Source organism: Plantactinospora sp. B5E13, assembly GCF_039871775.1.
Lineage (GTDB): Bacteria > Actinomycetota > Actinomycetes > Mycobacteriales > Micromonosporaceae > Plantactinospora.
Map to the genome: position 1 here is coordinate 32957 of NZ_JBDPLT010000056.1, position 23221 is coordinate 56177.

The 23221-nt window shown below is 71.6% G+C and carries 23 protein-coding genes and 1 pseudogene; 5 read left to right on the top strand and 19 right to left on the bottom strand.

Features of this window, described 5'->3' with window-relative positions; translation table 11 throughout:
- The first annotated feature begins 92 nt into the window (after positions 1 to 92).
- Positions 93 to 1067 carry a helix-turn-helix domain-containing protein gene (locus ABGB05_RS32125; RefSeq protein WP_347657705.1) on the top strand — a complete coding sequence of 325 codons (975 nt, stop codon included), beginning with the start codon at positions 93 to 95 and terminating at the stop codon, positions 1065 to 1067.
- 7 nt (positions 1068 to 1074) lie between these two features.
- On the opposite strand, the gene ABGB05_RS32130 is transcribed toward ABGB05_RS32125, so the two are convergent.
- The 6 genes from ABGB05_RS32130 to ABGB05_RS32155 form a co-directional block, all read right to left on the bottom strand.
- Positions 1075 to 2028, bottom strand: a complete 954-nt coding sequence (locus ABGB05_RS32130; RefSeq protein WP_347657706.1) for an alpha/beta hydrolase — start codon at positions 2026 to 2028, stop codon at positions 1075 to 1077.
- A gap of 135 nt (positions 2029 to 2163) precedes the next feature.
- A complete protein-coding gene (locus ABGB05_RS32135; protein ID WP_347657707.1) occupies positions 2164 to 2472 on the bottom strand; it encodes an antibiotic biosynthesis monooxygenase in 309 nt (102 codons plus the stop codon).
- Positions 2473 to 2664: 192 nt separating this feature from the next.
- Entirely contained in the window at positions 2665 to 4335 is a 1671-nt protein-coding gene (locus ABGB05_RS32140) for a PQQ-dependent sugar dehydrogenase (protein ID WP_347657708.1), read from the bottom strand.
- Positions 4336 to 4424: 89 nt separating this feature from the next.
- Entirely contained in the window at positions 4425 to 4895 is a 471-nt protein-coding gene (locus ABGB05_RS32145; RefSeq protein WP_347657709.1) for a hypothetical protein, read from the bottom strand.
- A 93-nt stretch (positions 4896 to 4988) separates the two neighbouring features.
- Positions 4989 to 6944 carry a VWA domain-containing protein gene (locus ABGB05_RS32150; protein WP_347657710.1) on the bottom strand — a complete coding sequence of 652 codons (1956 nt, stop codon included), beginning with the start codon at positions 6942 to 6944 and terminating at the stop codon, positions 4989 to 4991.
- 2 nt (positions 6945 to 6946) lie between these two features.
- The gene (locus ABGB05_RS32155) at positions 6947 to 8506 is read right to left on the bottom strand and encodes a magnesium chelatase (protein WP_347657711.1); all 1560 of its coding nucleotides are present in this window, start codon (positions 8504 to 8506) and stop codon (positions 6947 to 6949) included.
- A 111-nt stretch (positions 8507 to 8617) separates the two neighbouring features.
- On the opposite strand from ABGB05_RS32155, the gene ABGB05_RS32160 reads away from it, so the two are divergent.
- Positions 8618 to 8854, top strand: a complete 237-nt coding sequence (locus ABGB05_RS32160) for a hypothetical protein (protein ID WP_347657712.1) — start codon at positions 8618 to 8620, stop codon at positions 8852 to 8854.
- 39 nt (positions 8855 to 8893) lie between these two features.
- On the opposite strand, the gene ABGB05_RS32165 is transcribed toward ABGB05_RS32160, so the two are convergent.
- From ABGB05_RS32165 to ABGB05_RS32190, 6 genes are all read right to left on the bottom strand, one after another.
- Complete coding sequence (locus ABGB05_RS32165; protein WP_347657713.1) at positions 8894 to 9595, bottom strand: alpha/beta hydrolase; 702 nt, start codon at positions 9593 to 9595, stop codon at positions 8894 to 8896.
- 338 nt (positions 9596 to 9933) lie between these two features.
- Complete coding sequence (locus ABGB05_RS32170) at positions 9934 to 11361, bottom strand: FAD-dependent oxidoreductase (protein WP_347657714.1); 1428 nt, start codon at positions 11359 to 11361, stop codon at positions 9934 to 9936.
- 126 nt (positions 11362 to 11487) lie between these two features.
- Positions 11488 to 13716 (bottom strand): FtsX-like permease family protein, encoded by a 2229-nt coding sequence (locus ABGB05_RS32175; protein WP_347657715.1) that lies wholly within the window; start codon positions 13714 to 13716, stop codon positions 11488 to 11490.
- Entirely contained in the window at positions 13713 to 14384 is a 672-nt protein-coding gene (locus ABGB05_RS32180; protein ID WP_347657716.1) for an ABC transporter ATP-binding protein, read from the bottom strand. Before ABGB05_RS32180 ends, ABGB05_RS32175 begins: the two co-directional genes overlap by 4 nt.
- A complete protein-coding gene (locus tag ABGB05_RS32185; protein WP_347657717.1) occupies positions 14381 to 14908 on the bottom strand; it encodes a PadR family transcriptional regulator in 528 nt (175 codons plus the stop codon). The genes ABGB05_RS32180 and ABGB05_RS32185 overlap by 4 nt, the downstream gene beginning before the upstream one ends.
- 91 nt (positions 14909 to 14999) lie before the next feature.
- Positions 15000 to 15377 carry a DUF4267 domain-containing protein gene (locus ABGB05_RS32190; protein ID WP_347657718.1) on the bottom strand — a complete coding sequence of 126 codons (378 nt, stop codon included), beginning with the start codon at positions 15375 to 15377 and terminating at the stop codon, positions 15000 to 15002.
- 105 nt (positions 15378 to 15482) lie between these two features.
- On the opposite strand from ABGB05_RS32190, the gene ABGB05_RS32195 reads away from it, so the two are divergent.
- Positions 15483 to 16067: a TetR/AcrR family transcriptional regulator gene (locus ABGB05_RS32195; protein WP_347657719.1), complete on the top strand. Its 585-nt coding sequence runs from the start codon at positions 15483 to 15485 to the stop codon at positions 16065 to 16067.
- On the opposite strand, the gene ABGB05_RS32200 is transcribed toward ABGB05_RS32195, so the two are convergent.
- From ABGB05_RS32200 to ABGB05_RS32210, 3 genes are all read right to left on the bottom strand, one after another.
- Positions 16064 to 16765 carry a class I SAM-dependent methyltransferase gene (locus ABGB05_RS32200; protein ID WP_347657720.1) on the bottom strand — a complete coding sequence of 234 codons (702 nt, stop codon included), beginning with the start codon at positions 16763 to 16765 and terminating at the stop codon, positions 16064 to 16066. The two genes, ABGB05_RS32195 and ABGB05_RS32200, sit on opposite strands and share 4 nt — an antisense overlap.
- A 234-nt stretch (positions 16766 to 16999) precedes the next feature.
- Positions 17000 to 19081: an NPCBM/NEW2 domain-containing protein gene (locus ABGB05_RS32205; protein WP_347657721.1), complete on the bottom strand. Its 2082-nt coding sequence runs from the start codon at positions 19079 to 19081 to the stop codon at positions 17000 to 17002.
- 162 nt (positions 19082 to 19243) lie between these two features.
- The gene (locus ABGB05_RS32210) at positions 19244 to 19996 is read right to left on the bottom strand and encodes a helix-turn-helix domain-containing protein (protein WP_347657722.1); all 753 of its coding nucleotides are present in this window, start codon (positions 19994 to 19996) and stop codon (positions 19244 to 19246) included.
- A gap of 235 nt (positions 19997 to 20231) precedes the next feature.
- Here ABGB05_RS32210 and ABGB05_RS32215 point away from each other — a divergent pair, with 235 nt between their 5' ends.
- Both ABGB05_RS32215 and ABGB05_RS32220 read left to right on the top strand, forming a co-directional pair.
- Entirely contained in the window at positions 20232 to 20894 is a 663-nt protein-coding gene (locus ABGB05_RS32215; RefSeq protein WP_347657723.1) for a DUF4097 family beta strand repeat-containing protein, read from the top strand.
- A gap of 46 nt (positions 20895 to 20940) precedes the next feature.
- Positions 20941 to 21759, top strand: a complete 819-nt coding sequence (locus ABGB05_RS32220) for an alpha/beta hydrolase (RefSeq protein WP_347657724.1) — start codon at positions 20941 to 20943, stop codon at positions 21757 to 21759.
- 7 nt (positions 21760 to 21766) lie between these two features.
- On the opposite strand, the gene ABGB05_RS32225 is transcribed toward ABGB05_RS32220, so the two are convergent.
- From ABGB05_RS32225 to ABGB05_RS32240, 4 genes and pseudogenes are all read right to left on the bottom strand, one after another.
- A complete protein-coding gene (locus ABGB05_RS32225; protein WP_347657725.1) occupies positions 21767 to 22459 on the bottom strand; it encodes a hypothetical protein in 693 nt (230 codons plus the stop codon).
- A 9-nt stretch (positions 22460 to 22468) separates the two neighbouring features.
- Positions 22469 to 22774, bottom strand: coding sequence for a hypothetical protein (locus ABGB05_RS32230; protein WP_347657726.1), 306 nt, complete (start codon positions 22772 to 22774; stop codon positions 22469 to 22471).
- A complete protein-coding gene (locus ABGB05_RS32235) occupies positions 22771 to 22980 on the bottom strand; it encodes a hypothetical protein (protein WP_347657727.1) in 210 nt (69 codons plus the stop codon). Before ABGB05_RS32235 ends, ABGB05_RS32230 begins: the two co-directional genes overlap by 4 nt.
- A 146-nt stretch (positions 22981 to 23126) precedes the next feature.
- Positions 23127 to 23221, bottom strand: a pseudogene (locus tag ABGB05_RS32240) (IS982 family transposase); the annotation flags it as partial.

Consider the following 23221-nt stretch of genomic DNA (forward strand, 5'->3'; position numbering starts at 1 on the left):
GCCCGACGAGTGGCCGGCGAGCCATGCTCCGTCATAATCTGGCCACTTGCCTGTTCGAGGCAACAACCGGCGTCGCCGAGGACAGGAGCAGCATGATCCGCACCACCACCGTCGCCGTCCTCGCGGTCGACTCGGTCGTCGCGCTCGACCTCGGCACCCCGGCCCAGGTGCTCGGCACCGCCCGGGACACCGACGGTCGGCCGCTCTACACCGTCGACGTCTGCACCCCCGGCGGACGGCCGGTCCGCAGCACCGCCGGTTTCCAGGTGCTGCCCGAGCACGGGCTGGACCTGCTCGACCGGGCCGACCTGGTCGTCGTACCCGGAGTCCACGCCGGGCCCGCGCTCACCGAGGGGGTCGTCGAACCCGAGATCCGCGACGCGCTGCGCCGGGCCCACGACCGGGGCAGCCGGATCATGTCCATCTGCACCGGCTCGTTCCTGCTGGCCGCGGCCGGCCTGCTCGACGGTCGGCCGGCGACCACCCACTGGGCGTACGCCGACCGGTTCCGTCGCTTCCACCCCCGGGTGCGGCTCGACCCGGACGTCCTCTTCGTCGACGACGGCGACGTGCTCAGCTCGGCCGGGGTGGCCGCCGGCCTCGACCTCTGCCTGCACGTGATCCGGGCCGACCACGGCAGCGAGGTCGCCAACCGGGCGGCCCGCAGCTGCGTGGTGCCGCCGTGGCGGGAGGGCGGTCAGGCGCAGTACATCGACCGGCCGCTGCCGCCCGGTGGCGACGCCGGTACGGCCCGGACCCGGGAGTGGATCCAACAGCGGCTGCACGAGCCGCCGACCCTGGCCCAGATGGCCGCCCACGCCAGCATGAGCGTCCGTACCTTCACCCGCCGGTTCCGGGAGGAGACCGGGCTCAGTCCGGCGCAGTGGCTGCTCCGCCAGCGCACCGACCATGCCCGGCTACTGCTGGAAACGACCGACCTCGGCGTCGACCAGGTGGCCCGGCGGTCCGGCTTCGGCACCGCCGCCGCACTCCGCCAGCAGTTGCACCAGCGGATCGGGGTGGCGCCGACCGCCTACCGGCGCACCTTCCGGGGCGTACCGGCCTGACCGTCGCTCAGTCCAGCACCCGGGCCAGCCAGTCGGTGCGGGTACGCCGCGCCGTCGTCGAGACCCGTGCCTGCGGGTACAACGCGTCGAAGCCGTGGAAGCCGCCGGCCCAGACGTGCAGTTCCGCCTGGCCGCCCGCCGCCCAGATCCGGGTCGCGTACTCGACGTCCTCGTCCCGGAAGACCTCGGCGGAGCCGGTGTCGAGGTAGCTGGTCGGCAGTCCCGAGAGGTCGTCGGCGAGCGCGGGTGAGACGTAGCCGGGCACGTCCCCGTCGGCGAGGTCGCCGAGTACGGACCGCCAGCCGTACTCGTTCATCTCGCGGGTCCAGACGCCGGGGCCGCCGGAGTACTGCCGGCTGGAGGTGGTGACGTTGCGATGGTCGAGCATCGGGCAGATCAGCACCTGGGCGGCGACCGGCACGGTGCCGTGGTCGCGGGCCAGCAGGGTGACGCCGGCGGCCAGGCCGCCGCCGGCGCTCGCCCCGGCCACGACGATCCGGGCGGGGTCGATGCCGAGTTCGTCGGCGTGCTCGGCAACCCAGCGCAGACCGTGGTAGCAGTCGTCGACCAGGGCCGTCCCGGTCGCCTCCGGCGCCAACCGGTAGTCGACCGAGACCACGACAGCGCCGAACAGGTCGAGCCACTCCAGCGGGATGTCGATCTGCGAGTAGCGGTCCCCCATCACCATGCCGCCGCCGTGGATCCAGTAGACGCAGGGTGCCGCCGTGGCGCGTCCGGCGCCGGCCGGGCTCATGATCGACAGTGGGATCGGGTTGCCGTCCGGGCCGGGCACGGTGACCTCCCGCCGGTCGACGGTACGACCGGCGAGCAGGGTGTCGACCGGGGTCGACGGGAGTTGACGCAGGTGGGCGAGGACCTCGTCGTCGAGCTGGGGCATCAGTGGCATCTCGGCGAGCAGCGTGCGCAGTTCGGGGTCGAGGTCGGGGCGGGTCAGGGGCATGACGGATTCCTCTGTGCTCAGGGTGGCGAGGGGATGGTGCGGGAGGCCGGCGGGCGCAACGGCGGGCCGGCGGATGCGGAGGCGGACCGGCCGGGTGGCGGGCGGTACCGGCAGGTGTGACCGGGGGTACCGGGATCAGGCGAAAACGGCCTTGCCGCCGACCGGCACCTCGTCGACGTACCGACTCTCGCCGGCGACCAGCGGCGCCAGCCGCGCGACGTACGCCTTCGCCACCTCGCTCGCGAAGAACCTGCCGTGCGCCTCCTCGCTGGTCCAGCCCTCGGTGACGTGGACGACGTCACGGTCGCTGGCCGAGCGTCCGACCAGGAAGACGACACAGTCCTGGTGGGACAGCACCGGCGCGTCGAGCAGCAGTTCGACCAGCGCGTCGCCCTGCCCGGGCCGCGCGGTCATGGTGGCGTGGAATCCGTGCGTGACGGTCACCGGAAGCTCCTGTCAATTCGGGGAGGCGCCGCATCGGCGCCGCTGTTCTGATATCCCCATCTAAACAGCGTGACCAGTGGAAACGTTAGAATGAAGCTCTTCGCCTCTTGCCTGATCCTCCCATCCTGAAGAGGATCGGTGACCGGCAAGGGCCCCCGGTCGCCCGGGCGACCGGGGGCCCTTGCCGACCTCTCAGCCGCAGGGAAGGTTGTTCAGCAGGAACCCGGTGGGTGCGGGGTTCGCGCCGGTGTGGGTGCCGAGGAGGCCGAACTGGACGCTGCCCCCAGGCGGGATGTCCGGGTTCCAGCTGGCGTTGCGGGCGGTGACCACGGCACCCTGCTGGCTGCCGCTGGCGTTCCAGAACGTGCCGGCGCGCTGCCCACCGGTCAGGTAGGTCCAGTTGACCGTCCAGCCGCCGATCGGCTCGGTGCCGGTGTTGGTGATGGTGATGGTGGCGGTGAAGCCGGTCCCCCACTGCTGGTCCACCCGGTAGCCGACGGTGCAGGCGACCGGCGGGGCGGTGCTGCCGAACGAGATCCGGTGCAGCTGGCCGGGCAGGTCGTTGACCAGGTACAGCTCGCCGTTGGCGTCCTGACCGAGGCTGGTCGGCTGGATGGTCAGCTCGGTCAGCGCCCGGGTCTGGTACGCCCCGCCGGGGCTGGCCGGGGGTCGGACCACGAACGCCGTACCGGAGCAGTAGTCGGTGGCGAGGTAGGTGCCGGTGGCGAGGTCCGCGTACTCCTGCCCCCGGTAGACGTACCCGCCGATCACCGCGCAGCCGTCGGTGGAGGTGCGGTAGGTGTGGACCGGCTCGACGTAGCTGGCGCCGTCCTCGCACCGGTCGGGGTCGAAGACCACCGGCCCCTCCCGGCAGGACCAGCCGAGGTTAGCCCCGCCCTGGCCCGCCGACAGGTGGTTGATCTCCTCGTACGTCCCCTGTCCGACGTCGGCGATCCACAGTGACCCGTCACCGCCGAGGTCGTGGGCGAACTTCCACGGGTTGCGCAGCCCGTACGCCCAGATCTCCGGCCGGGCGTCCGCCGTGTCGACGAACGGGTTGTCCGCCGGTACGCAGTACGGCCGCCCGTCGCAGGACCGGCTCACGTCGAGTCGGAGGATTTTGCCGAGCAGGGTGCCGAGGTTCTGCCCCGAGTCGAGTACGTCGTCCGCGCCGCCGCCGTCGCCGATGCTCCAGTACAGGTGGCCGTCGGGGCCGAAGCTGACATGTCCGCCGTTGTGGTTGCCGAACTCGGCGTGCGGTTGACTCAGCACGACCTCTTCCCGGTCGGCCGGGACCGGGGTCTGGTCGGCGCTGTCCAGGGTGAACCGGGCCAGCGTGACCGCCCCGTCGGGCAGGGCGGTGTAGGTGAGGTACAGGGTCCGGGTCTCGGCGAAGTCCGGGGTGGCGACGAGGCCGAGCAGGCCGCGTTCGTTGCCGGAGACGTCGACCCGGTCGGTGATGTCGAGCAGTGGTTCGGCGGCCAGCCCGGTGTCCGGGTGGTAGACCCGGATCCGGCCCTGCTTCTCGGTGATCAGGAGTCGGCCGCTGCCGTCGTCGGGCGCGAAGATGGCGGTGGGTCGTTGCAGGCCGAAGGCGACCTGGGTGGTGCTGACGGTGAGCTGGTCGAGCGGTACGGCCGCCGCCGCGACCGCGCTCGCGCCGGGCCGGCTGTCCCCGGCCAGTTCCACGCCTGACCAGCTGGCAGAGGCGGCGCCCGGCTGACCGCCGGCGTTCGAGTCCGACCGGCCGGCGGAATCCGCGCCGGGCTGGCCGGCGGCCGGGGTGCCGAGGGCCAGGATCGGACCGAGGACGGCGACCGCGCCGACTGCGCAGAACCGCCCGAGGGATAGACGTCGCAGCATATTGACTCCCATCGGTTAACAGGAAGGTAATGCTGCGGACGACCTCTAGATCCACGTGTCCCGAACTATGGGAACGCTCCCATGGGGTGTTAACGGGCGGCGGTACGCATAGCGCGCAACTGGTCGCGGTGCATCGGCAGATGGATCCGGCCGTGGATGTCGAGCATCCGCCCCCACGGCAGCGACTCCTCGATGACCAGTTCGACACTCTCCCGCAGCCGGCAGTCCACCGGGGTCTCCGCCGCCGCCCCGAGCCGCTCCACCAGCCCGCAGAGCCGTCCGCTCGAGGTGTGCAGCCAGGCGGCCAGCCCGGGCAGCCCGGCCGGATGCGCCACCATCGCGTCCACCTGCGGCGGCAACGTCGACTGCGCGTCGTAGTACGTCCACGGGGAGCCGGCCAGCACCGCCTCGGTCGCCTCGATCAGCAGCTCGTCGTTGGCCGCCAGGTGCGCCAGCACCTGCTCGGCGGTCAGCTCCCCGGACGGCGGCGGCCCGAACCCGCCCGCCGTCACCTCGGCGAGCAGGTCCTCGTACGTCCGACGTAACGCCGCCGCCTCCACCTGTCCGAGTCTAGGAAGCCACCCCGCCGACCAGGCGGTTATCGCCCGGATGCCCTCCCCGGGACACACCGGGGACGCCGGGGACACCGCCGGTCAGCGACGGCCGCGTCGGGTCCGCAGGTAGTCGGAGACGACGTACCGGCCGAGATCCTCCAGTTCGGGGGTGAAGACCCGGCCACCGGAGCGCCGGGCCACCGCGTCGACGAACCGGCGCAGCCCCGGATCCTCACCGAGCATGAACAGGTTCATCGTGGCGCCGTACCGGGTCAGCTGGTCCACCTCGGCGACGGTCGCCTCGATCGTCTCCCGCAGCGGCGGCCAGTTGAAGATCCCGCCGCCGGTCTCCGGGTCCAGGTGCGCGGTCGGTTCGCCGTCGGTGACCACCAGTACCACCGGCTCGGCGCCGGGATGCCGGCGCAGGTGCCGGCCGGCCAGCTTCAACGCGTGCTGCAGGTTGGTTCCCTGCACCAGGTCCGGCTCGACCCCGGCCAGCTCCTGCTGGCTCAGCGGCATCGCCTCCCGGCCGAAGCCGATGATCTGCAACGAGTCCTGCGGGAACCGGGTGGCGATCAGGTGAGCCAGCGCCAGCGCGGTCTGTTTCATCGGACCCCAGCGGCCCTCCGAGATCATCGAGAAGGAGAGGTCGACGCAGAGCGCCACCGCGGTCGAGGCGCGCCGTTCGGTCTCCACCACCTCGAAGTCCTCGACCGCCAGCGTCACCGGCACCCCGGCGCCGCCGCGCCGGACCGCCCGGGCGACCGTGCGCACCACGTCGAGCGGCTGCTCGTCGCCGTACTCCCAGGGCCGGGACGCCCCGGTGACCTCGCCGGCGGCGCCCGCCGAGCGCAGGTCGTGCTCGCCCCGCCGGCCGCTCTCCAACTCGGAGAAGATCCGCCGCAGCGCGGTGCCGCCGAGCCGGCGTAGCGCCTTCGGGCTCAGGGTCAGCCCGTCGGAGCCCCGGCTCACCCAGCCCTGCCGGCGCAGTTCCCGCTCCAGCTCCCGCAACCGGCGTACGTCGTCGGCGGCGTCCCGGCCCAGGTTGCGCTGCACCGACTCCACGTCGATGTCGTCCAGGGTCGCCCCCGGATGCTCCTGGCCGAGCTGGTCCAGCAGGTCGTCGAGGTCGGCGATCTCGCCGAGCGCGCCGGCCGCCTCGCCGTAGCCGAGCGGCTGGTCGCCCCGGACCCGTTCGGCGCGGTCCCAGGACAGGTCCGGCCGCAGCGACCGCAGGTTGGCGGTGAGCTGCGCCATCTGGTTGGCCAGCTCGGGCCCGAGCGCGGACTCCATCATCCGGGCCAGTTCCTCGCGCTGGTTCGCCGACAGCGACCGCATCAGCCGTTCCCCGGCGGCGGCCCGCCGGGCGAGCGCGTCGACCAGCTCGTCGACGTTCGCCGGCTTCTCCGGGAACAGGTCGCCGTGCCGGCGCATGAACTCGGCGAACGCGTCGGTGGTGTCCTCGCCCCGGTCGTGCCGGGCCAGCAGGTCGTTGAGGTCGCGCAACATCTCGGCCATCTGCCGCTGCACCGCCGGGTCGGCGGCGTCGCGCATCGCGTCCCGCAGCCCACTGAACCGCTGTTCGAGTACGTCCCGCCGCAGCCCGTCGAGAATCTGCTGGTACGTCGCCCGTGCCTGGTCGCTGGCCCACTGGTAGCCGGAGAGTTCCTCGACCGCCCGGGCTGTCGAGCGGGGCAGGTTGTCCAGCACCGCCTCGTTGAACCGGGCCTCCGGGTCGTCCCGGCCGCGCAGCTCGTCGCGTTCGGCGGCGAGTGCCTGGTCGAGCAGGGCCTGGGACCGGGTCACCGCGCCGTCCAGGTCACCGCGGCGCAGCGCCTCCCGGCGCAGCCGGCGGGCCCGGGCGAGCAGGTCGTCGAGGCCGCCCCGCCCCTCGGGGCCCCGCCGCAGCAGGTTGCGTAGCGCGTCCCGCAGACTGCCACCGGCCAGCACCTCGGCACCGACCGAGTCGACCGCGGCCCGGACGTCGTACGGCGGGGCGAGCGGGTCGGGGCCGCCGCGCCAGGAGCCGTACCGGAAACGGTTTCCGCCGGCCACGGTCAGGCCCAGTCGTCGTCGGTGTCCGGGCGGCCACCGGGATGCCGGCCGCCGCCGAGGTCACCGCCGCCGGGGTTGCGCCGGCCCCGGCCGCTCTGCGGGGTCTGCCCGCCGTACACCGTCCGGCCCTCGTCGGTGACGTCCTTGGCCAGCCGGCGGGTCAGGTGCAACCCCTCCAGCACGAACTCGATGCCGGCGGCGGCCTCGCCCGGGGTCGGGGCGTCGCCGAGGCCGAGCCGGTCCAGCGCCTTGGCCAGCCCCGGCACGGTACCGACCTGGCCGAGCAGGTCACTCGCGCTGACCAGCTCGCCGGTCTCGACCACCGCCCCCTCGGCGACCAGCGCGGTGAAGCCGGAGAGGTCCAGGCCGGCCATCCGGGCCCGGAAGGTGTCGGCGGTCGCGGTCCGCAGCAGGTGGGCGAGGATCTCGATCTCCCGGCCCTCCTCGCCGCTCTCGAACTCGACCTTGCCGCGCAGGGTGCTGACCACCGAGACCGCGTCACCGACCCGGGCCACCGGCTCGATGTCGACCGGGTTGGCGGGCCGGCCGTCGGCCGTCGGGGCGGAGAGCAGGCCGGCCCGGCGCAGCGCGGCGGCGGAGACCGTCTCGGCGGCGGCGATGGCGAACCGGGCCGACACACCGGAGCGGGGGTCGACCGACGGGGACTCCCGGACCGCCCGGGCGAACCGGGCCAGCACCTCCAGGACGTGCTCCGGCACGGTCGCGACCAGGGTCGCCTCCTGCCGGATCAGCTCCAGCTCCAGCTCCAGGTCGATCGGATAGTGGGTACGGATCTCCGCGCCGAACCGGTCCTTGAGCGGGGTGATGATCCGCCCCCGGTTGGTGTAGTCCTCCGGGTTGGCGCTGGCCACCAGGAGCAGGTCCAGCGGCAGCCGGAGCTGGTAGCCGCGTACCTGGATGTCCCGTTCCTCGAGCACGTTGAGCAGCGCCACCTGGATCCGCTCGGCCAGGTCGGGCAGTTCGTTGACCGCGAAGATGCCCCGGTTGGTCCGGGGCACCAACCCGAAGTGGATCGTCTCCGGGTCGCCGAGGGTACGCCCCTGGGCGATCCGGATCGGGTCCACGTCACCGATCAGGTCGCCGACGCTGGTGTCCGGGGTGGCGAGCTTCTCGCCGTACCGCATCGACCGGTGCAGCCAGCCGATCGGCAGGTCGTCGCCGGCCTCGGCGACCGCCCGGCGGGAGGCCGGGGTGAGCGGGTGCAGCGGGTGCTCGTTGAGCTCCGAACCGCGGATCACCGGGGTCCATTCGTCCAGCAACTGGCCGAGTGCCCGGATCAGCCGGGTCTTGCCCTGGCCACGTTCGCCGAGCAGGACCAGGTCGTGCCCGGCCAGCAGGGCCCGCTCCACCTCGGGGAGCACGGTCTCGTCGTAACCGACGATCCCGGGGAAGCGGGGCTCGCCGGTCCGCATCCGGGCCAGCAGGTTGTCCCGGAGCTCCTCCTTGACGGTCCGGTACCGGTGTCCGGCGGCGCGCAGCTCGCCGAGGGTGCCGGGCAGGTCGGCCGGTGGGGTGGGCGGAACCAGGGAAGTCTCAGTCACCCACCTACGCTAGCTCTCGAACCGGGCGACCGGACATCAGCGAGCGGCCCGCGACCGGGGCGCCCGGACCCCGGGCGCCGCCAGGGCCACGACGAGCAGCGGAGGACGACGATGAGCGGGACCGGAAAGGCCGGAACCGGAGCAAATCGCAACCAGGAGGCGGTCACGCTCGCCTTCGGGGTGGCCATCGGCGTGGCGTTCGGCCTCGGCGGCGGGGTGCTGCTGGGTATGTCGATGGGCAATCTCGTGCTCGGCCTCAGCCTCGGGCTCGCCCTCGGTGCCGGGGTCGGCGCCGCGCTCGGCAGTGCGGTCGGCGCCGCCCGCCGCCGGACGAACTCCGGGTCCTGAGGGCCCGCACCGGCCGGCGGCCCCGACCGGGCCCCCGGCTCAGGCGGCGAGTTCCGCCCGGACCAGCGCGGCCAACTCGGCGGGCCGCGACAGGAACGGTGAGTGCGAGGAGTTCATCCGCAGCACCCGCTCGGCCCGCTTCGCCATCATCTCCTGGGCGAAGGGCGGCAGTGCGTTGTCGGCCTCGCAGACGACGTAGGTGCTGGGGATGGTGTGCCACGCCGCCCGGGTCACCGGCTGCTGCGTCGAGGCCCACGACTGGAGTCCGAGTCGGGCGATTGCCTGTGCCGCGATCTCCGGATCGACGTCTCCGTAGAAGATCTCGCGTGGCCGCAACGCCTTGAGGTGGCCCCCGCCCGTCAGGTCCGCGTCCTCGTGCACCTCCCACCACGGCGGGGCCACGCCACCGGCGCTGGAGAACAGCGAGTCGCCGATGTCCGGCTGAAAGGCGGCGAGGTAGATGATTCGGCGTACGTTGTCCGCCGCGTCGAGCGCCTCGGTGACCGGGGCACCGCCGTAGGAGTGCGCGACGACCGTGACCGGACCGTTCATGGCGGCGACGGCGGCCTTCACCACGGCCGCGTCGTCGTAGAGGTCGCCCAGGGCGGCGGGATCGTCACCGCTGCTGGGCAGCGCGACGGTGTGGACGTCGATGTCCGGGAGCTGCTCGATGAGCGGCTGCCAGGCCCAGGGACCGTGCCACGCGCCGGGCACGAGAAGAAGTGCGGGAACGCTGTTCAAGATGGACTCCCTGCCCACAACGGACCTGAATCCGGTCGAATTCCAATTGGGCACCGCTTCACGAAACCGCGTACCGCCGCAGCGTGAAGCGCGCGAACCGACCGGCAACAGCGGAAATATATGCCGCTACTTTCGGGTAGCCAGGTCACGCGGCCTATGAGGTGAACCACAAGCCGGGCGAACGCAATTCATTACCGTGATGGGCGGCACAATTACGGTCCCACGTCGAACTTTTCCGCGCACTGCGACATCCAGCCTTTTCCGAATGTGGTCACGTCGACCCGACGCAACCATCAGGTCGAGTCCCGTTCACCATTCGTTCTGAAGGTTTCCGCTCCCTACTCGGGCGCGGGTCCTGGCTGGCGCCGGGCGAACAGGCCGACCCGCAGTGCCCGGAGCAGGACGGAGGGCCGGCTCAGCGCGCTCGGGTGGTCGAGCATCGTGGTGACCCGGTTCAGTCGCCGGCTGAGCACCGGATCGGTCCGTGAGGCCCGGAAGACCAGGTCACCGAACCACTTCGTGATCTTGTATCCGCGCGGGTACGGCCCGTTGACATGCGGCAGTTCGATGTCGGCGGAGGTGGAGACCTGCCAGGCGGCGTCGACGACCACCCGGACGAGGTCGAAGTACGCGTGTGCCGGTTGCTCGTGCGGCCTCGGGCCGGAGCGCAGGTACGCCGAGAGGCAGGAGGCGTGCAGGGTGGCCGACGTCATGCCCTGCCCGTACACGGGGTTGAACGAGGCGACCGCGTCCCCGGCGGCGACCAGCCCGGCCGGCAGCCGGTCGAGCTGGTGGAATTCCCGCCGCCGACTGTCCGCCTGGTGGTACGTGATCACGTCGCTGAGCATCTCCCCGTACTCGGCGATGGCGCCGAACATCTCCGGGTACTGCTCCCGGCACCGTCTGGTGAAGTCGGCGACGTCGCGGCTGGGCCGGTCGGTGTCGTACCCGGCGACGAGCATGATCCAGCGGTCGTCCTCGACCGAGTTGATCCCGCCGATCCTGGCGGTACGCCCCGGGCCGGCCATGGTGTGGTAGACCACCACCCAGGTGTCGCTGATCTTCTCGTCCCGCCGGTACAGCGCGGTCGCGTAGTTCAGTTTGATCGGCATCCGCTGCATCGGCGGCTTGGGCCAGCCGTTCTCGTCGAGCCAGTCGCTGAGCCGACTGGACCGGCCCATCGCGTCGACCACCAGATCCGCCGGTACGACCACCGGCTCGGTGCCGCCGTCGGGGACGTACCGGGCGCCGCTGACCCGCTGGTCGGCGAAGACCAGGCCGTCGGCCCGGCCGTACACCATCCGGATGTTGTCGACCGCGAGGGTGCGCCGCCGGACCAGCGCCTCCAGGAACGGCCGGGTGGTGATCAGACCGGGGCCGGACGAGCCGGGCTTGGGCGGCAGCCCCTCCACCCCGTTGATGAAGATCCTGGCCGCGACCTCGTCGGACGGCGGCAGTGGGGCGCCCAGCGCGAACGCCTCCTCGGCGATGCCGGGGAACCAGCGCTCCAACTGGACCTGGCCGGCCGGCAGCAGCGCGTGCACCTGGCTGCCCTGCGGTACGCCGGGCCGGGGCCCACCGTCCACGTCCGACGGATCGCGTTCGACGATCAGCACCTCGTCGGCGTGGTCGCTGAGCACCCGGGCCGCCATCAGTCCGGCGATGCTGCCGCCCAGCACCACCGCCCGTCGCATGACCACGGTGGTGTCGCCCGGCGGCTCGGCGGTCGTGATCTGGGCGAAGAGCCGGGACGGGGAGGCGGGCACTCGATCAACTCCTTGTGGTCGGGCCGGTCCTGGCGGTCCGCGGCGAGCCGGATCACCACGGCGATGAACCAGGGACGCATTGACGAGCACCCGCATCCTACGTGGACACCCTCGACGGTGACGATCTCAGCCGTTCCGGGCCGCCTCCGGGCCGGTGATGCGGCGCAGCAGCGGCAGTGTCGAGGCGATGATGGCCAGCGACACCGCCAGTCCGCCGACGACCATGAGATAGAACGGCAGGTCCGGCGGCCGCAGGGCGTAGTCGAGCTGCGCGGTGAGGAAGAGGTGCGCGGCCAGGAGTCCGGTACCGATCGCCACCACGGCGACGGTCAACAGCGGCACCACGGTCTCCAGCGCGACAACCCGACGAAGGGTGGACAACTGGACCCCGGTGAGCCGTAGCAGGCTGAACGGTCGGCGCCGGTCACTGAGCCCGCCGGCGACGCTGACCGCCAGGCTGCAGCCGGCGATCGGCAGGCTGGCCAGCATGATCACGTTGGCCAGTTGCTGGAACTGCGTCATCTGTCGGGCGGCGTTCGACTCCCACTCGCGGACGCTGGCCGGGAAGCGTCCCAGCGGGAACGTGGTGGCCAGCATCGTCCGGGCCTGTTCGAACGCGGCGGGGCTGGTGGTGTCGACCACCACCGAGAGGATCGGCTGGCGGTCGACGTCCGCGGGCGCGATCGTCGCCGCCTCCCAGACGTACGTGTCGTTGGTCAGGTCGAAGGCGCGCATGCCGATCAGGTCGCTGGGGACGGCGGCGACCTGGGCGCCGGCCGGGCAGCTGCCGAAGACCGCCAGGCGGTCCAGTTCGGCGCAGGTGACCAGGCCGTGCCAGCCGTCCGGGTCGGGGTTGGTGTGCACGACGGTCACACTCCGCACGCCGGGGATCGTGCCGAGTCCGGCCGGGATCTGCTCCGGCGTCGGCGCCGGGCCGTCCTCGGGCCAGAAGGTCTTCGCCAGCGAGGTGGTGGCCACCGAGTCGGTACGCGGCTCGCCCCGGTTCGCGACGAACGTGGTGATGGCGCCGGTCGCCACACTCGTCACGAAGAGCGCCACGATCAGCCCGCTGACCGAGCGGAACCCGGCCTGCGGGTCGTCGGCGAGCCGGCGGGCGGCGATCAGCGTGGCGGGTCGGCTCGCCCGCCCGGCCAGTGCCCGGGCGCCGGCCATGGTCAGCCACGGCCCGGCCAGCACCAGCCCGGTCAGGATCAACACAAACCCGGTGAGGTACGCGGTCAGCTGCCCGTTCGTGCCCTCCGGGCGCCGGCCGATGAAGTACGCCATCTCGGCGAGCCCGGCGACCAGCGGGATCAGCCGCCAGGCCCCCGGCGGCTTCGGGGTGACCCGTCGACTCACCCCGAGCGGGGAGATCCGTACCCGACGCAGCGCCAGCCAGGACGCGACGACGGCACCGAGTGGGACGCCGAGCCCGACGCAGAGCACGTCGAGGAAACGCAGCGACAGGTCGGTGGTGAAGAACGGTTCCCCGGTGAACGGGATCGCGGCGAGCGCCGGGCGGACCGCGAGGAACAGGCCGAACCCTATGACGGTGCCGACGACGGCGGCGATCGTGGCCTCCACCGCCGAGATGACGGTGATCTGCTGTGGGGTGGCGCCGACCAGCCGCATCGCGGCGAAGCGCTGTTCCCGACGGGTCGCGGCCAGCCGGGTCGCCGTACCGATGAAGATCAGCACCGGGAAGAGCAGCGCGGCGGCCACAACGGAGAGGACGAGCGCCATCGCGTCCTTGTTGAATCCGAGATAGCAGCCGCTGCAGGCGGACGGGTCGCCGGTCATGATCCGGTCGACCCGTACCGCGCCGAGCGGCTCCAGCTCGGCCGGGGTCCGGCCGACGACCACCAGCAGGGATTCCGGGGACGGCAGGGCCGCCGGGCCGATGAGACCGACCTGCTGGCCGGGGAAGCGGTCGCCGAGTTCGGCGGCCGGGGTGTCGCGCAGCAGGTCGTCGAGGGCCGGCGAGACGTAGAACTCGCCCGGTCCGGGCAGGCGCGGCAGGCCCGGCGGTACGGGCGCGTCCGGGCCCTGCGCGGCAACGTCGATCCGGCCGATGGACCGGGCGTCGTGGTAGTCCTCCCGGAGCAGCCACCACAACGCGTCCCCGGACGACGGCGCCGACGGGTCGGCGGACCCGGCCGAGGGGTCGGGAGTGGTGGAGACGATGGCGGTGTTGAGCCAGGCGTACCGCAGGTTCTGTGCCTGTGCCGCGTTGAGTCCGGCCACCACGGAGAGCAGCATGCCGACGCCGAGCGCGACCGCGCCGGCGATGATGACGAGCCGGGTGGCGGCCTCCCGGCCACCGGAGAGGGTGAGTCGGAGCCCGAACCGGATCATGCGTTCACCAGCGCGTTCACCCGGCCGTCGCGGACGATGACCTGCCGGTCGGCGTACGCGGCGACCCGGGCCTCGTGGGTGACCAGCACGACCGTGGTCCCCTGTTCGCGGGCGGATTCGACGAGGAGGTCCATGACCTGTTCGCCGGTGAGGGTGTCGAGGGCGCCGGTCGGCTCGTCGGCGAAGAGCACGCCCGGCCGGGCGACCAGGCCCCGGGCGAGGGCCACCCGTTGTGCCTGACCGCCGGAGAGCTCACCGGAGCGGCGTTGTTCCATCCCGGCCAGGCCGAGCCGCTCGAACCACGGTCGGGCCTGCTTCAGCGCGGCGGCCCGACGTGTCCCGCCGAGCAGCAGTGGCAGTGCGACGTTCTCCTCGGCGGTGAGTTCCGGTACGAGCTGTCCGAACTGGAAGACGAAGCCGAACTGGTCGCGGCGGAGCAGGCTGCGGTCGTACTCGGTGAGGGTGTCGATCCGGCGGCCGTCGAAGTGGATCTCGCCGGCGTCCGGTACGAGGATGCCGGCGAGGCAGTGCAGCAGGGTCGACTTGCCGGATCCGCTCGGGCCCATGATGGCCACCATCTCGCCCGGGCTCACCGAGAGACTGGCCCCGCGCAGGGCCGGGGTCTCGCCGAAGGACAGGACGACGTCACGCGCCTCGATCGCCTTCATGCCCGGGTCACCACCTTGCGCAGCGCGTCGAGCCGGGCGACCGTGGTGTCGATCCAGTGCAGGTCGGCCTCCAGCCGGAACAGGCCGTGGTCGGCGAGCAGGGTGTCGACGAGGTCACCGGTGCGGCGGATCTCGGTGAGTTCCTTCATCCGCCGCAGGTGGGCGGCGCGTTGGGCGTCCAGGTACTCCTCGGCGGGGCGGCCGAGCATGAGGGCGAGCACGACCTTGGTGAAGAGCACGCTCTGCAGGTTGGGTTCGGCCTCGACCGGTTCGGTCAGCCACGAGTCGACGTCGGTCGCGCCCTGGTCGGTGATGACGTAGCGCTTGCGTTCGGGACCGACGCCCGGCTCGACCTCGCCGATGACGATCTTGCCGTCCCGGGCGAGCCGGCCGAGCGTGGAGTAGACCTGGCCGAACGGCAGTGGCTTGCCCCGGCTGAAGAAGGTGTCGTAGTCGCGCTTGAGGTCGTAGCCGTGGCTGGGCTCGCGTCCGAGCAGGCCGAGAAGGGTCATGGGAACGCTCATGCGATGACCATACACCGGGGGTATACCCCGGGTATATACCCCCGGGGTACATGCCCGGTGCATGGCCGCCGTCGAGCCGGCTGACCTGCGGTTACGAGACGAGAAGGAGCGCGCTGATCACCAGCATCACCGCCGCGGTGGCGCCGTGGACGCCGTAGGCGGCCGCCCTGGGCCCGTTGCTGCGCAGCACGATCAACGCGTCACCCACGGGGATGCCGGTGGCGACCAGCATGAACCAGCCCAGCAGGTGGGTTGACCCGCCGATCAGCACCACAAAAATGAGGAGCCCGGAGGCGATGTCCCGCACGGCCTTGACGGTCAGCCAGGCCCGGAAGGTGGGGTCCGCCGTCGGGGTGTCGGGGATACCAAAACCGGCCGCGTTCTGCGGAGCCCAGAAGGCAAGTACGCCGATGACGATGATGCCCACGCCGATCAGGCCGGCGAGCACGGTGGCGACGGTGCCGAGCATGTCGCTTCCTCTCGTTAGCAGCGCCCCAGATCCTAGCGGCGCTAGATGTTAGGTCGACGATAAGGATGCCTCCGACAGAATGTCTAGCGTTGCTAGGATCACAACATGTCCGCCGTCAAGGAGCGCCGTGAACGTGAGCGCGCCCAACGCCATCAACTGATCATCAGCGCGGCCCGCGAACTCGCCGAAGCCGAAGGCTGGGAGGCGGTGACGACCCGACGGCTCGCCGAGCGCGTCGAGTACAGCCAGCCCGTCCTCTACAGCCACTTCAACGGCAAGGACGCCATCGTCCGCGCCGTCGCGATCGACGGCTTCGGCGAACTCGCCGTCCAGCTGCGCCAGGCCCGGCTCGCCAACCCCGAGCCACGGCAGGCCCTACCCGCCGTCTGTCGCGCCTACCTGGCGTTCGCCACCGAGCGACCCGCCCTCTACCAGGCGATGTTCGTGATGCCGACGGACGTGAAGTTCGCGCACGCCGAGACACCACCCCAGCTGCGCGCCGGCTTCGACGAGTTCGTCGGCTGTTTTCCGCCGGACACCCCGGGACGCGAGCTGCTCGCCGAGGTCGTCTGGAGTGCGTTGCACGGCATAGCCACCCTGTCGCGCAGCGGCCGTGTTCCCCCGGACAGCCAGGAGGAACGGCTCGACCTCCTGGTCAGCCGCTTCGCATCGCGGAGCGACCGGGACTAACCCGTGGCGAGGGTGGCGCCGGACTCCGGCCTGGTGGCCTCGAAGAGGGCGACGTTGCCACGCACCGTCACCTGGATGTCGGTGAACCGGGTGTCGAGCTGCCAGCGCAGGCCGGCCAGGTCGTCGTCGGTGTTGTGGAAGATGCCCTTGCCGTTGTAGACCGCCATCAGCCGGCGGGCCGCCCCGGTGACCTTCACCCCGGAGGAGAGGATGGTGCTGCCGAAGAAGCGTCCGCCGGGACGCAGCGCCGCCACCGCGTTGTCCAGCACCGCGCCCTTCTCCGCCCAGTTGCCGGGCAGGCAGTGCAGCACGAAGTTCAGCCCGACCGAGTCGTACGAGCCGGGTGGCAGGGTGGTGTCGTCGAACGGCAGCGGCCGGAGCACGTCCGCCCGGACCGTCTCCGGCCGGTAGCGGGCCAGCCGGGCCGCGCTCATCCGGAGCACGGTCGGGTTCAGGTCGACCAGGGTCAGCTCGGGTGCCGCCGTCGGGAACCGGCAGTGGTCGAGGAGGTACGCCGTACCGGGGCCGAGCTCGAGGTGCCGACCGCCGGTGTTGCGGTGGTAGTTGTCGAGCATGTGCCGCTTGGGGCAGCGCCAGATGAGCCGGTTGGAGAAGCCGAGCACGTAGACGTCGTAGGTGGCCAGCACGAACCGGTTGTAGATCGCCTGTCCGGCGATGACCTCTTCATCGGTGGGCATGGCACTGCTCCTCGCACATCGTCCCAGCTAACCGGGCCCGGCGGGATCACCGCCACCCCCGTCCGGCAGGCATTTTCACACACTGTGAAGATCCGATCCCCTGCACGGGACCCGTGGGTAAGTAATCCCACCGTCGCCGATCGGAATCACCGGTGGACGGAAAGACGGTCGCGCCCCGGGGGGCGGCAGCCCCCCGGTGCTCGGAAGCACCCGGGCGCGACACCGTGCGACCGGTCAGCAGGTGGCGTCCAGTCCGGCCCAGTCCGCGCGGTCGTTGTAACCGCCGTCGGCCGCGTCACCGACCAGCAGGTCGAGCACGCGTACGCCGGTCAGGTCGACGTCGAGCTGGCGGACCGCGTCCCGGGTGACGACTCCACTGTCGAACAGCACCCGGCCGTCGCCGACGACCTGGAAGGTGGCGGTGCCGCCCTCGGGGCCGACGTTGCGGACCGCGTCGTCGATGCCGACCGTCGCGGTGAGCCGGCTGCACCGGTCGCCGAGGTAGTAGCGGACCGTCGACGGCGAGGCGACGCCGAGGCCGGTCGGGTACACCTGGCCGAGCAAACTGATCGGCGACCCGCCGCCGACACTGCGGTCGACCGTTGGGCTCATCCAGCCGCTGGTGGCGCTGATCCAGGTGTGGTGCGAGAGCACTGCCGCGCCGCTCGGCGGGGTCGGGGCGACCACCACCGCCGAGGCGCTCGTCTGCCGCTGCCGGCCGTGCCCGCGTACGTCGTACGAGGTGGTGGCGGTCAGGGTCGCGGAGCCGGCGGTGGTGTCGGCCGGCAGCGTGACGGCGAAGGCGAGGGTGGTGGTCCGTCCGCCCGCCAGCCGCTCCGGCGCCCGGCCCAGCGGTCGGACCGTCCAGCCGGCCGGGGCGGCCAGCTCGACGCGCGGTGCGGTCACCGGCTGGGCACCGTCGTTGCGGACGGTCACCTCGACCCGTGCCTGGTCGCCGCCGGCGACCACCGGGGCGACCCCGGTCGGCAGCGGGTCGCCGCCGACCTCGGTCACCTGCGGCAGCCCGGCGACGACGTGCGGTACGCCCGGCTTGCCCTTGGCCCTGGCGACCCGGAACAGGGCCGTCCCGTGTGCCGGTACGGCGGCGCTGATCGTGCCGGCGCTCTCGGTGACCTGGTTGGTCCAGGCGTTGGCGAGGGTGAACCGGTCACCGGTGAGCCCGACGGACGTCGCGGTGGTGGTCAGGGTCGCCGGGCTGTCGCCCCGGTTCAGCAGCAGCACCGCGCGGTCGCCGTTGGCGAGCCGCTTGACCCAGGTCTCGGTGGTGCCGGCCGGGCCGACCCGGACCGCCTGCACCCCGGCCGGGTCCTGGTTGATCGCCAGCACCTCGGGGTCGGTGAGGATGTCGACCGAGGTCTGGCTGAGCGTGCGGACGTCGCTGGCGATGACCAGCGGCGCGGCGGCCACCGACCAGAGCGTCATCTGGCTGCGGAACTCCTCGTCGGTCATCCCGAGTTCGGGGCCGAGGTAGTCCGGGTCGTTGAAGTGGCCGGGGCCGGCGGCCTCCGGGTGCCGGGCGTTCGCGTCGTAGTTGCGCAGCACGTCCTTGTACTTGATCTCACCGACGAAGCCGACGTCGGTGTAGGTCCGCCAGGACTGCGCGATCCCGGGCGCGTAGCTCCAGGAGTACGTTGACTGCTGCTCCTCCGGGTAGTTGCCCCAGTCGGGCGAGGTCACCGGGTTGCAGAGGTTGAAGATGATGTCCCGCCCGCTGGCGTTGTTGCGCAGCGCCTCGGCGAACTCGGTGTAGACGGTCTTCGGGTCGAGGTCGGCGGCGATGCCGCAGAGGTAGTCCACCTTGACCGCGTCGAACTCCCAGGCGGCGAACTGGTCGGCGTCCCGCTGGTAGTAGCCGTGGCTGCCGAGCCCGCACCTGCCCGGGATGTAGGGCCCGGCGTCGGTGTAGATGCCGGCCCGCAGCCCCTTGCCGTGGATGTAGTCGACAAGCGGTTTGAGGCCGTTGGGGAACCGGGTCCGGTCGGCCTGGAGGTCACCGGCGGCGGTACGCGGTTCCGGGTCCTGCCAGCCGCCGTCCAGCCAGACGATGTCGTAGCCGGCGTCGGCCAGGCCACGGGAGACGAGGGCGTCGGCGACCTGCTTCACCGATTCCTCGGAGAACTCCCCGCCGAGCCCGTAGTAGGTGTTCCAGCCCTGGTACGGGGTGGGGCTGAGCACCTGGGGTGTGCTGGACGGGTGGCTGGTGACGCCTGCGTCGGCCGAGGCGGCGGACGCGGGCACGGTCACGGTGAGCAGGCCGGTGGTGAGGGCGATCAGCGCGCTGAGATGTCGTTTCACATCGGTTCCTTTGCTACCCGGGTAGGGGATGGCAGCCGGTGACTCCTGCGGCGTGTTTCGCCGATCTTGCTGCTCGTTACGGATCAATGTCAAGATTAATTCGTAAATTATGAGGCTGGGCGCGGACGAGGTTCCCCCCTCACGCGACCCGTCGCCGAGCGCCTACCCGCGCTCCGCGCCCGGTCCGGCGGCGTCCCCGGTCACCGCGGGTCTGGTGTGCAGGACCTCGCGGGCCTGTTCGGCGGCACGGACGATGCTCTCGCTGATGAAGTCGAGGAAGCGGGCGATGTTCTCCAGGCGGGCGGCGGCGGGGCTGTCGGGACCGAGGAGGGCGACGCCCTGACGTGCGGTTTCGACGAGCCGGTCATTGGACCGGGCGCCGGCGATCGTCGCCTGGTAGAAGAGTTCGTTGTCGACGACGTACCGGTCGCGGCGGCGCTCGTCGCGTTCCCGGCGAACCAGACTCTGGCTCTCCAGGAAGGCGATCGCCTTGGAGATGGACGCCGGGCTGACCTGGAGGCGTTGGGCGAGCTGCGACGCGGTGAGGCTGCCCGCGTCGGTGACATACAGGCAGGTCAGCACCCGGGCCGTCATCTTGGGCAGGCCCGAGGCCATGAGCACGGTGGCAAGCGTCTCCTCGTACTCGGCCACGGCCTCGGCGTCGCGTCCGGGTATCCCGGGGACCGACTCCGCCCCCCGGGAGGCGGCGGGTCTGCGCCGGTGCGCGCGACGTTCGGTGGCGCGGTGGGCCAGGTCGGCACGATAGGCCGTCGGGCCGCCGTTGCGCATCACCTCACGGGTGACGGTCGAGGTCGGCCGGTCGAGACGTCGGGCGATCTCGGCGTACGGCAGGCTGTCGGCCAGCCCCAGTGCGATCTGCTGGCGTTCCTGCTGGCTGAGCCTGCCTCCCGGCATCACGATCTCCTCGGTGGTCCGTCGTCGCGCCCCTGAGCCCCGACTATAGCGTTCACTTCTTGCCCATTGCAATGAACAGGCCGCCCGCGTTGCATTGTAATCAGGGTCATTGCAACAAGTTTAGGCCTTCTACCTGGGTAAATGCTATTCCTCTGCAACGACCGAGTTGCCGGCTGACGGAAAGCAACGTAGCGTTTCGGCAGTCGGAAACAACGAGCGAGCACCGGAGAGCATGATGCAGAAGTTCGACACCCCCGCCCCGATCTCCACCGTCCTGGAGATCCCCGCCGGCCGCGTCCAGTTCATCGCCGCCGAGCGCACGGACAGCACCGTCGAGGTCCGACCCACCAACCCCGGCAAGAGCCGCGACGTCACGGCCGCCGAGCGGACCAGCGTGACCTACGCCGACGGCGTGCTGCGGATCCACACCGAGTCCGGGAGCCAGCTGCTCGGCCCCTCCGGATCCCTGGAGGTCACCGTCCAACTGCCCGCCGGCTCCAGCGTCACGGCGAAGACCGCCAGCGCCGAGCTTCGCGGCGTCGGTCGGCTCGGAGACGTCGCCTTCGAGGGCGCGTACCGGCAGATCAAAATCGACGAGGCGGCGACTGTCCGCCTGACCGCGATCGACGGCGACGTCGAGGTCGGCCGGCTCACCGGGCCGGCGGAGATCAGCACCGCACGCGGCGACATCCGGATCACCGAGGCCGTGAGCGGCACGGTCGTGCTCCGTACCCAGCTCGGCGACATCTCGGTCGGCGCCGCCGCCGGCGTCTCGGCCACCCTCGACGCCGGCACCGGCCACGGCCGGATCAGCAACTCCCTCCGCAACGACGGCACCGCCGGCCTCGCCATCCGCGCGACCGCCTCGCAGGGCGACATCACCGCCCACAGCCGCTGAACCCCTCACCCCCGCACAGACCCCTCAACCCGAACAGGTGGAAGCCATGACCAGCAACAACACCTCCACGACCGGTACGACCTGGACCGGCCTGGTGCCGGTCGACGACACCGCCCTGGCCGTCACCGACACCGGCGGCCCCGGCCTGCCCGTGCTCTACCTCAACGGCCAGTTCGCCACCCAGGGCTACTGGCGCCGGGTCATCACCGCACTCGGCCCCGACTACCGACACATCACGTACGACGAACGGGCTCGCGGCCGGAAGTCGGGGCTCTCGGCGGACTACTCCTTCGAGGCCGCCGTCCGGGACGTCGACGCCGTGCTCGCCGCCCGGGGTGTCGACCGGGCGCTGGTGGTGGGCTGGTCCTACGGGGCGGTCGTCGCGGCGCACTGGACTCACCGTCACCCCGACCGGGCGATCGGCACGGTCCTGGTCGACGGCGCGTTCCCGCACGACTGGCTGGACGACGCCATGGAGCAGCGGATCCGGAAACTGTTCGGGCGGATGCGCTGGTTCGCGCCGCTGCTGCGCCCGACCGGCCTGTTCCCCCGGATGAACCCCGATCAGATGGCGGAGAGCAACATCGAACTGGGCCGGCTCTCCCGGGAGAGCGAGCTGGGACCGGTGCTGGACAACATCACCGTCCCGGTGCGGTACGTGGTCGCGTCGGGGACGTCCCTCGGCAGCAAGGGTGACGAGCAGGAACGGATCCGGACCAGCCTCGACGGGGTGACCGCCCGCAACCCGAACATCCGGATCGGTGCCAAGGTCGCCAGCAACCACGGCGCGATCCTCAAGAAGGACTTCACCGCCGTCGCCGAGTCCGTACGCGAGGTCGCCGCCCTCGACAACGGAAGGCGCTGAGGACACGTCAGTGGATCTGGACCTCCACCCGGTGCCGCAGGTACTCGTCGGAGGAGGTCCGGGCGATCTGGACCGCCTCGGCCACCAGGTCACGCAGCTCGGGGCGGTGTCTGGCCGGGTTGAGGGTCAGGACGGGGAGGATGCACTGCCGTACCCGGAGGTTGTCGTTCGCGACGAACTCCCGCAACGCCGTCTCCCGCCACTGCTGTCGGAGTTCCATCAACGCGCCCTCCTCCCCGGATTTGGCGTCCGGGGTGTACGGGCCGGCGTAGCGGCGGCGCGGCAGGTGGCTCCAGTACCAGGCCCTCGCCGCGCCGGCCCGTTCCTGGTTGGTACCGCTCCGCAGGTGTTCGATCAACGCGGTCTGCACCCGCACGATGCCGAACCAGGAGAGCGCGGGCTTGACGAACCGTTCGCTGAAACTCGGATCCGGCTCGTGGACGGCCGCGCGGATCAGCGGACCGAACCAGTCCTCCCGGGGCGGTTGGTCCACCGTGGCCCGCATCGTCTGCCATGCCCGTACCCGCCACTCCTTGCTCGTCGCGGAGTCGGGCAGCGGCTCGCCGCCGAGTAGTTCGACCAGCTCGGCCATGCTCCGGACAAGGGCGCTCTGGTCGGCCCCGGTGCCCCCCGGCAGCGGCATGAACTGCTGGGGCTCGGCGTTGGTCGGTTCGGCGGCACGCCGATCAGTGCTCTCCATCGACGTACCTTATCCGCGCGTTGCGTCGTCGTCCGGTGGGTCGGGGCGCCGGTTCGGGGCCGCCCAACCGAGGAAGCGGGCGTACATCCGGGTCGGGTCGGGACCGGGCTGCGGGTTGAGCCGGTGCAGGTCGGTCAACGCCTCCTGCAACATGGTCGCCAGATAGACACACAGCCCGGTCTGGTCGCGCAGGTAGTCGAGCGGCAGCAGGCTCCGCGCGGCCAGGCACGGCCAGTCGGTGCCACAGATCCGGCACAGCCAGGTCGGCCGCCGGGGCAGATGCTGCCGACCAACGGGTACGTCAGGGCCGGTCACCGCTCGATCCCCCGCGCCGGGTCGGCGGGCTGTCGGAAGCGGCCGGGGTTCGGCGGACGGGTACGGGTTCGCGCGTCGGCAAGGAGCTGGTCCAGCGCCGCCAGGACCGCCGAGTCGGGCGGGACGGTGCCGAGGCAGCCCCACGGTGCCCCGCACCGGCAGTACCGCCAGAGCCGGCGCCAGTCCGGTTGATGGATCCGCCGCATCCCGCTGCCTCCCTCGGAAGTGGAAGCGGGGGCCGTCTCGGGTGGGGGAAGGAATCCCGACGGCCCCCGCGCGGTTCCGCCCGTCCTTTCCGATGCCATGGCTCCGAGCGGTTCCGCTAGATGATTGAGTCCTAAATCTTTGCTGGTCAATGGTCGTACGCGATGAGTGATCGTGGGTTGGGTGCGCCGATGTTGGTGTTGTGCCAGATCACAGCGGCCAGAGCGAGGAGGCGCTGACCGA

Coding starts and splice junctions, on each gene's coding strand:
- ABGB05_RS32200 (WP_347657720.1), bottom strand. CDS start 16,765: ATGCCCACCGATGAAGAGGTCATCGCCGGACAGGCGATCTACAACCGG.
- ABGB05_RS32125 (WP_347657705.1), top strand. CDS start 93: ATGATCCGCACCACCACCGTCGCCGTCCTCGCGGTCGACTCGGTCGTC.
- ABGB05_RS32220 (WP_347657724.1), top strand. CDS start 20,941: ATGACCAGCAACAACACCTCCACGACCGGTACGACCTGGACCGGCCTG.
- ABGB05_RS32130 (WP_347657706.1), bottom strand. CDS start 2,028: ATGCCCCTGACCCGCCCCGACCTCGACCCCGAACTGCGCACGCTGCTC.
- ABGB05_RS32225 (WP_347657725.1), bottom strand. CDS start 22,459: ATGGAGAGCACTGATCGGCGTGCCGCCGAACCGACCAACGCCGAGCCC.
- ABGB05_RS32160 (WP_347657712.1), top strand. CDS start 8,618: ATGAGCGGGACCGGAAAGGCCGGAACCGGAGCAAATCGCAACCAGGAG.
- ABGB05_RS32185 (WP_347657717.1), bottom strand. CDS start 14,908: ATGAGCGTTCCCATGACCCTTCTCGGCCTGCTCGGACGCGAGCCCAGC.
- ABGB05_RS32235 (WP_347657727.1), bottom strand. CDS start 22,980: ATGCGGCGGATCCATCAACCGGACTGGCGCCGGCTCTGGCGGTACTGC.
- ABGB05_RS32175 (WP_347657715.1), bottom strand. CDS start 13,716: ATGATCCGGTTCGGGCTCCGACTCACCCTCTCCGGTGGCCGGGAGGCC.
- ABGB05_RS32140 (WP_347657708.1), bottom strand. CDS start 4,335: ATGCTGCGACGTCTATCCCTCGGGCGGTTCTGCGCAGTCGGCGCGGTC.
- ABGB05_RS32195 (WP_347657719.1), top strand. CDS start 15,483: ATGTCCGCCGTCAAGGAGCGCCGTGAACGTGAGCGCGCCCAACGCCAT.
- ABGB05_RS32190 (WP_347657718.1), bottom strand. CDS start 15,377: ATGCTCGGCACCGTCGCCACCGTGCTCGCCGGCCTGATCGGCGTGGGC.
- ABGB05_RS32180 (WP_347657716.1), bottom strand. CDS start 14,384: ATGAAGGCGATCGAGGCGCGTGACGTCGTCCTGTCCTTCGGCGAGACC.
- ABGB05_RS32215 (WP_347657723.1), top strand. CDS start 20,232: ATGCAGAAGTTCGACACCCCCGCCCCGATCTCCACCGTCCTGGAGATC.
- ABGB05_RS32210 (WP_347657722.1), bottom strand. CDS start 19,996: ATGCCGGGAGGCAGGCTCAGCCAGCAGGAACGCCAGCAGATCGCACTG.